Origin of the sequence: Grylomicrobium aquisgranense (genome assembly GCF_033971865.1) — a bacterium.
GTDB classification, from domain to species: Bacteria; Bacillota_I; Bacilli_A; order Erysipelotrichales; family Erysipelotrichaceae; genus Bulleidia; species Bulleidia massiliensis.
Genome location: NZ_JALBUR010000004.1, coordinates 100,788 through 107,416, shown reverse-complemented (window position 1 = coordinate 107,416; position 6,629 = coordinate 100,788). Strand labels below are relative to the sequence as shown.

The following is a 6,629-nucleotide window of genomic DNA, read 5'->3' as shown; positions in this document are numbered from 1 at the left end:
ACTCACGCCTAGGATGGTATCGGAGGAGTGGAATGGATGTGGTAAATTACGCTCTCAGCCCAAAAGTACTGGCCCTGCCAAGTAGGAAAACAGGTCGACCAGGACTGGTCAACCCGTTGGAATACTACCTCAATAATCGTAAGTAAATACAAACGTAGCGCCGTATACGGAAAACCGTACGTACGGTGCAACGGGAGGGTCGAGCCGCTAACGCGGCTCACTCTACCCTATTATTACACAAATTGTATATATTTCTATTCCAGCTCGATTGTATCAACTGTAAATATCATGCTTTTCAATTTTTTTCGTCGTGGTCAGTCCCACAAAAAGCACGGATTGCCGTGTTTTCCATCACGTCCACATCTTTTGTGGGGTCAAAATGGGGTCAGGAGTATGTCTTGTCAATAACGAGTTTTTTCTCATTATTGGTTTGAGCGTCAGAAGTCCTTTCTCCGACCGACACATTTGTTTTTATTTATGATTTTTCCTTCAGCATGTGAATATTGATTGGTATTCACATACTTCAACCGGATATCTCACAGAAGTGATATTAAACCGGCTGTTTAGGTCAGTTTACAAGGAACTACACGCAGACCGTGAAACGGGCTGCTGACAACAAACGGCGCTATGCTCCCGGCTGGGTGCATAGCACCTGTTTGTTGCGGGGGTTTCCAAAGGGGGCAGCGCCCCATTTGGCACACGACTTTGCGGAGCAAAGTGTAGTGTGTTATACGCTCTGTCGGCGTTGCCCTGAAAATACCGTTGCCGCCGGGGAGGGCAAGGGCATTTGACGCGGCAGGAAAGCAGGGCTTTGTTTGGGGCTGGTAAGCCGGAAACAAAGGGCTGATTTCAGCAGCAGACAGGGCGTATTATGAAAGCCCCCGTCCCTCGTCCTCCGCCCCCGGCCTATGGGACAAAAAGTACCAAAGCTCTGGACACCGTGACCAGATGTGTGGCCACACTCCGGGAAAAGTAGCAGGACGGCAGGAAACCGTCAAGGCTGAAATGAATGGGCTGACGCCCGGCCTTGACCGTTCCCCGCCGCCCCGCTGGATGGGTGGACAAGGTGGCCAATCCCTAAAAGTGTTTGGCCGCACTCGTTCATTTTGGGGCCTTTCTTCTCCCAAAATTGAAATGGGCGGGAAAGCCCTAAAATGGCTTTCCCGCCTTGATTACCCATTAGCAAAGACGGGCGAGACTGTCAACGGCGGCGCTGAAAGCGCCGTTCATCTTGACCGTTGACTGGCTCGCCTGGCTTTGCTACTGCCCGTAAGAGATGGAAAAACAAGATGGAAAACAAGGTTAAAAATGGTTGACAAGTCTATCGGATGTGTGTTATACTGTGCGACAGTTTGAGATTGGAAGGAGGCTTACGTGTGTTAATTTGTGTACGCTAATAAGCAATAAAAAGTAGAAGTACCTTTCCACATGATGGTGGGCTATTTTTGCGTGCGTATGCAAAGGAACACGTAGGTTTGACACGAGCAGTCTTTGAACTGTATCGTGGTGTTTTTTCGTGCTTTGTTGTTATGCAGGCGTCTGCCCTCTCTGTGGGACAACGCCTGCTTTTTATTGCAGAAACAAAGGAACAATGCAATAAAAAAGGAGGTTCGCATTATGACCCAAAACAACAATTCATGGAGAAAAACTTATTTTACACTTCTTGCCGGACAAGCAATATCCTTTATTAGCAGCGGTATTTTGCAAATGGCCATTATCTTTTATTTGGTTGCGAAAACTAATTCTGCAATCATATTGACGGCGGCAACACTGATTGGATTTTTGCCGCAAGCCTGTTTAGGCCCGTTTGCAGGTGCTTTTGTTGACCGGCACAGCCGTAAAAGCGTAATGATTGGTGCGGATTTGATAATTGCCGCCGCTGGCGGTATTCTGGCGCTGGTGGCGTTTTACATGGAATTGCCCGTATGGTCTATTATGGTTGTCCTGTTAATCCGAAGTGCGGGAACTGCTTTTCATTCTCCAGCATTCAGCGCAGCAACACCTATGATTGTGCCAAAAGAGGAACTTACAAAATGCGCTGGTTACACGCAGACCATGCAAGCAGTAAGTGCGATTATCAGTCCAGCTGCCGCAGCGTTTTTATATGCTGTTTGGCCTCTTAATGCAATTATATTGTTAGATATTGTGGGTGCAATCCTTGCCTGTGTGACTGTTGCGATTTCGTCCATACCAACGCCTGAACTATGTCCAGAAACGAAAAGACAACAGTTTTTACAGGATATGAAAGAGGGGTATGTGGTATTAAAGCAAAACAGGGGCCTCTTTGCTCTGCTCTGGATTGGTGTAATTTATATGTTCTTTTATATGCCAATCAGTACGCTTTTTCCTCTCATCTGTATGTCATACTTCAAAGGAACACCGGCCCATGCCTCTGCCGCTGAAATTGCTTTTGCGGTTGGTATGCTGCTTGGCGGAGTCATTCTGAGCATTTGGGGCGGTTTTAAGAAACGGCGGTACACCATCGGTCTTTCCGTTCTCCTGATGGGCGTTAGCAATATGCTCTCCGGGCTTTTGCCGCCAGACGCATTTCTTGTCTTTGTTGTGTGCTGTACTGTTATGGGAATTTCCGCTCCATTTTACGGTGTGCAAGATGCGATTTTTCAAGAAACGGTCAAACCAGAATATCTGGGGAGAGTTTTTTCTCTACTGACAAGCGCCGCTTCCCTCGCCATGCCGTTTGGCCTTGTCATTTCCGGGCCTCTGGCGGAGCGGCTGGGAGTTGAGAAATGGTTTGTCATTTGCGGAATTGGCATTATCATCGTTGCGCTTGCCGTATTTTTACTACCCGGTTTGAGAGAGATTGACAATACGCAATAATCAACTGCACCTTTTTCTATTACTAAACAAAATGCCTGGATGGTGGTTCTGAAAAACCAGAACCGCCGTTCAGGCATTTTTTATCTTCGTCCTCTCTGCGGTTTTGGATTCTTCAGCAAGTCGGATTTTTCCGCAATCTTTTTCAGCCACTTCCGTTCTTCTACTGACAGCTTCCTAAAATTCAGCTTGAGCCGTTTGCAGATAAACGCCAAGTACGCTTGTTCCGTGTCGCTGTCCTGGCTGACGATTTCACCAGCAGTTTCCAGCATTTCTTTTAGCGGGTTATCCTCTGGGACGCTGAAAAAATCGTCCTTGTGTGTTTCCCGCAGAGCAAGGGCAATCCCGTTTATGTCCCGTTGTATCACATAGCGGCAAAACTCGTCCTCATCAATATGGGCGGTGATAAGCTGTCTTAACTGCGTATCACTCATGCCAGGATTATGCTTTTTTATAACAGTTGCGCTCATCGTGTCCACTATGGCGTTTGCACCCTGCGCCTGTTTCAGTGCCGTTCCGTTCACATAGATTTCAAGGTCAGCCATCAGCCGGGGGAAATCCGGGTGCGCCGCCAGCTCACACAGCAGGGTATTGTCTATCCTCCCGCTTTTCAGCAGGTCAATCATTTCATCACTCAAACGCAGGTCTGTTGATGACGGCATCTACGTTTGCAGAAGACAGGGAAAGCCTCGTATCGAAACGTCCCTGAATCTTGGAAAAATCATTGCCGATAACCTTCACGACAGAGTCGATATCCTGCTGGGAAGTCACGATGATCCATGCCTTGCCCATGCACTCTCTGCCGAGATCTTCTTCCAGTGTCTGCAGGTTCAGCATCAGCGCACGGTTGTCACCGATATACTGGCCGACTTCATCCACAGCGAAGACAACATGATGGCTATTGCCCTTGCTGTCGATGTACTTCTTAACACGCTTGGCAAAGTCTTCAATGCTGATCTGATAGGTGCCGGACGCCTTCTCGCACCAGTTCCTTGCCGCATCTTCACTCATGAAGCCCATGTCAGCGAGAACATCGACGATATCATCCTGAATGAAGTCAAAGTCATTGCGGGAACTCTCCCAGGAATCCCCGGTGGCGTCCTCAAATTTCTGCTTAAATTCCTCATATCTTCCCTTATCAGAGAGCTGTTTTTCCAGATCTGCCAGATACGGGATCGAACCGCAGAATTCCTGCATCTCATTGAAGACTTTCAGGAAGACATTGACGATCGCATCCTTGTTCTCTTTACCATTCGACTCGCTCTTGGAATCGATATTAAACAGCACGACGTCCGTGGGTGTCTGCGCTGCCAGCTGCATGTCTGCCAATACAGAAGCATCGGAGATCTTGTTGTCATCGATGAAGTAATCGATCGCATGCTTGCCGGCGATCTCCTTATTTTCCAGAAGATAAGAAAGGATCTTCAGCAAGTGTGATTTACCGGATCCGAAGAAGCCGGAAATCCAGACACCGGTCTTTGTGGTATTTCCGATGATTCCCTGTTTATAAGCGGAGAAGAAGTCCGCGAAATGCTTCTGCAGTTCCCTGGTAACGACATACTCCTCGAGTTCCTGCTTCACATTGGCATTTTCATCCTGACCTACGATAATGACACCCTGAAGATCACGGTCAATATTCTTCAGAAACATATCTCTGATCTGCATATTCTTCTTCCTCTCTATCTTGCAATCCGGAATGCCCGGTAATAGTTGTCTTCCTTGCGTTCATCGAATACGACGAGTTCCTGCTCCGTATAGGTTCCAGGATAGAACAGAACCATCGGTGTGGAAGCGAATTCCTTCGGCATGTTATAGAAGACCTTGTTAAAGACCTCCGGTGCCTCCAGAAGCGGATAGCATTTACCGATACCGGTGATGAAAACCACGGCATTTTCCGGCGTATGATCCACGATATACTGCACCAGGTAGTTGTCCTTATCGGTAATGCGAAGTGTACGCTGTACGGCCTTTACAACGCGCTCCAGTCCATTCCGCTCTTCCATTTTTTCTGTCTTCTCGATGAAGTTCTTGGATTCCAGATAGTCAATGATGATGTCATAGAGATCGAAGACGATCAGTTCAAATCCTTCGGTCCCTTTTTCATTCCGCTTTTTCATCTGGCTGATCCGGTTGCGGACCTTCAGTTCTTCTTCCGGTTCGTAATCGAAGACCCAGTAATTGACTTCATTTGCCTTGCCATCCGCCCGGCGGAAAGTCGGCCGATGAATCTTCTCGTCCATCTCATCAAGACGCACATTCAGGTTTCTTCTGGATGAACGAAGGCGGCGAATTCTCTCTTCCTCTGCCATGTCAAGCCTCCCCCGTCAGTGCTTTGACGATCACTGCCATCTCATGATCCTGCAGCCAATGTTCTAATGATGGATCCAAAATCGGTTTCAGAATCTTACGTTCTTTCTTACCGTCACCCGACATTCCTGCATTCAGTAAATACTGTTTGTAAGTGGCTCCAAGCCTTCCTAATGTCTGATCCGTCCACTTTGCGACTTCTTCATCCTGTATCTGTTTATTGTGGAAGAAAACTCGGATATCCGCATCGTAAAACGAATTACTTCCTATTAACATCTTTTCTCTGATCACTTCATACATGAAGTCAAAGAACAAGGTATCATTTGCCATGATGCTGGACAGCACGAACAACTTCTGTGTAGCAATATCTGACTCCAGAAACAGATCATAGAAATCATTGCCAAGTGCTTTGATCCATCTGGTAACCGTACTGTAGATCATCTTTGATCTTGCCGGTGTCTGCGCACCAAACAGATTTCCCTGTGTATTGAGCACTTTGATCTCTTCAAAGGATTTTCCGCTCTGAAGCAGTTCCACTTCCTTCCGGAACTCCATGAACCAGAAGGCAAATTTCACTGCACCTGCACTGTATTTATTTCGCTTCATCTATTGCCTCCGTTATTCTTCCTTGCAGTGAATCACCTCGGCAACATCACCGAGATCACAGTCCAGCACATCGCATATTTTGACCAGTACCTCAAGAGATACGATCTCATTCCTGCCCATTCTGGCAACCGTATTGGAACTGATTCCCGTTGCCTCACGAAGATCCTTCTTCTTCATACCCTTGTCAATCAGAAGCTTCCAGAGTCTGTTGTAACTGATAGTAGCCATAGCCGATTCCTCTATATGATCATTCTTCCAGATAAAGTATTTCTGGGGTAATCATAACATCAGTCATACTGATCAACAATGACAGAAGCTTGCAGAAAATACATTTTTCATTCTCAATAAAGGAGTAATTAATGATAACCTGCATAATTTCTTTCAATGGCGAAACTCCGAAATGTCAAGGATGGCATCACCCCTAAGAGCAACAAAAAGCTTCGCAATAAGTATGGATGAACATGAACAAGCTTCATTCACCGGCATACATCATTACGAAGCATTTCTCAGAATATTATTATTGAGACATAACTATTCACGACTATTTTCATTTATCTTCTGACAGTTCTGCCAGTTCTGAATACAGTTTAAGCACCGTGTTCATCAGTTCAATTTGCTCATCACTCAACTGATCTAGAGTCTGCAGTCTTTTCACTTCATCGAGAAGCTCTTTGACCTGTGCATTCATCTGGTAAAACACACGTGGATTGCCCTGAACCACGACCCCATGGTTAAGAACGCACTGCATAATGTAGTCCTGCTTGCTCAGACCGGAGAGTTTCACAAGCTTATCCAATTGCTCATTTTCTTCTTCGGACATGCGGATACCGATGAATTTGGTACGCCATCTGCCTTTCTGATCAACATTTTTTGCTGACATT

Annotated in this window: 7 protein-coding genes; 1 reads left to right on the top strand and 6 read right to left on the bottom strand. The window is 46.5% G+C overall.

All coding sequences use genetic code 11. From position 1 onward, the window contains the following. The first annotated feature begins 1,617 nt into the window (after window positions 1-1,617). Entirely contained in the window at window positions 1,618-2,838 is a 1,221-nt protein-coding gene (locus tag MOZ60_RS03105) for a Mef(A)/Tet(V) family efflux MFS transporter (protein WP_002575857.1), read from the top strand. Between the two features lie 80 nt (window positions 2,839-2,918). On the opposite strand, the gene MOZ60_RS03100 is transcribed toward MOZ60_RS03105, so the two are convergent. From MOZ60_RS03100 to MOZ60_RS03075, 6 genes are all read right to left on the bottom strand, one after another. Continuing rightward, entirely contained in the window at window positions 2,919-3,461 is a 543-nt protein-coding gene (locus MOZ60_RS03100) for a hypothetical protein (RefSeq protein WP_445972109.1), read from the bottom strand. Between the two features lie 4 nt (window positions 3,462-3,465). Further along, window positions 3,466-4,500: a BREX system P-loop protein BrxC gene (gene brxC, locus MOZ60_RS03095; protein WP_445972108.1), complete on the bottom strand. Its 1,035-nt coding sequence runs from the start codon at window positions 4,498-4,500 to the stop codon at window positions 3,466-3,468. Window positions 4,501-4,514: 14 nt separating this feature from the next. After that, window positions 4,515-5,144 (bottom strand): DUF1788 domain-containing protein, encoded by a 630-nt coding sequence (locus tag MOZ60_RS03090; RefSeq protein ID WP_108775122.1) that lies wholly within the window; start codon window positions 5,142-5,144, stop codon window positions 4,515-4,517. Between the two features lies 1 nt (window position 5,145). Beyond that, window positions 5,146-5,748 carry a DUF1819 family protein gene (locus tag MOZ60_RS03085; RefSeq protein WP_108775123.1) on the bottom strand — a complete coding sequence of 201 codons (603 nt, stop codon included), beginning with the start codon at window positions 5,746-5,748 and terminating at the stop codon, window positions 5,146-5,148. Between the two features lie 12 nt (window positions 5,749-5,760). Then, on the bottom strand, window positions 5,761-5,976 hold the full coding sequence (locus tag MOZ60_RS03080; protein WP_108775124.1) for a helix-turn-helix domain-containing protein: 216 nt from the start codon (window positions 5,974-5,976) through the stop codon (window positions 5,761-5,763). Window positions 5,977-6,295: 319 nt separating this feature from the next. Further along, window positions 6,296-6,628, bottom strand: coding sequence for a plasmid mobilization protein (locus MOZ60_RS03075; RefSeq protein ID WP_108775125.1), 333 nt, complete (start codon window positions 6,626-6,628; stop codon window positions 6,296-6,298). Window position 6,629 lies beyond the last annotated feature (1 nt).